The 1,301-nt window shown below is 31.4% G+C and carries 1 protein-coding gene; it reads left to right on the top strand.

The annotated features are described in order from the left end of the window. A partial coding sequence (locus tag CCAND38_RS11275) for a hypothetical protein (protein WP_231550039.1) occupies positions 1-993 on the top strand: 993 nt, incomplete at its 5' end. Positions 994-1,301: the final 308 nt, after the last annotated feature.

The raw sequence follows: 1,301 nt of genomic DNA, 5'->3' as shown, positions 1-1,301 counted from the left end.
TATGTCGGAAAATTTTTGATGTGGAAAGATACACTCTATTTCGTAGACGAACGCTTTTCCTATATTTTTCAATTTACGAATGAAGGGGAGTTTGTACAGCGACACGCGGGAAAAGGAAAAGGACCTAATGAAGTACTTAACATTGATTATCTGACATTTGGTAAAGACGAATTTGTAACTCTTAACGGCAATAATAATTCTTTTGATGTGTTTGACACACGATTTGAAAAAAAGGAATTTATGCGTATCGATGAAAGTATCACAAGAAGTTATGAAGAAATGTTAAACAATCCCATCCCTTCATTAAATGATGTGTATGAATATGATTATGCTTTACCAAAAATACTAAAGAAATGGGGAAAAGAACATATCTCTATCATAATAACAGCCTCTCATCCTAAATTCAATGGCTATTTCGATTCTGATTTATATTACAACCAAGCTCGTTGCTTCGGAATTGTTAATTTAAAAACAGGAAAATTAGAAAAAATTTTAGGCAGACGTTCTCCCATATATTTATCCCAACAAAATATTCCGAACTTCGATCATTTGAACTATGATACCTACGAGGAATCAGATGAGGTATATCTTAATTTTTGGGCAGATTCTGATATTTATCTTTACAGTAAACAAGAGGATAAAATCAAAGGAAAGTTTGGAAAGGCAGGACGGGATATGAAAACAGATTATCGCCGTACCAACACGTTTGAAGATGCTGAAAACAATTGGAAAAGCGATTATGCAACGTATGGTTACTACACGTTTTTAAAATATTTCCCTGAAAAACAGCTGATTTTCAGAGGTTATTCTAAAGGTAAAGGTGCAACAAACCATGGATTGCAAATTTACAAAAACCATCAATTGATTGCAGATTTAGACGTACCTAAAGGATTTGAAATTATCGGACATTCCAACGGTATGTTCTACGGCGTCACGCCACAAGACCCTGATATAGATTTTTTAACGGTTTATAAAATTAAATTTTCGCAATGAGCTACAGATATTTTTTTATTGTATCATTTTTATTAGCCTACTTTGAGGAAAAAATAGTTGTATTTCAGAAAGTATGATAAATTAAATTAATGAAATTCAGAAATTTATAAATAAATGTAACTTATTACTGTTAGATTTTTTCTTTTTATCAAATGTTTGTTCAGATTATATCATAAAATATTGATTATGAAGTATATTTATGTCATATCCGCCCTTTTATTATTATTCGGTTGCCAATCAACATCGGAGGGCAATGAACCTAATTCACGAGAATTTTATAATACGGTGGATATTTCAAAGAAAGAAGA

The sequence above is a fragment of the Capnocytophaga canis genome, assembly GCF_000827555.1.
Classification (GTDB): domain Bacteria; phylum Bacteroidota; class Bacteroidia; order Flavobacteriales; family Flavobacteriaceae; genus Capnocytophaga; species Capnocytophaga canis.
This window is presented reverse-complemented; position numbering and strand designations above follow the sequence as displayed.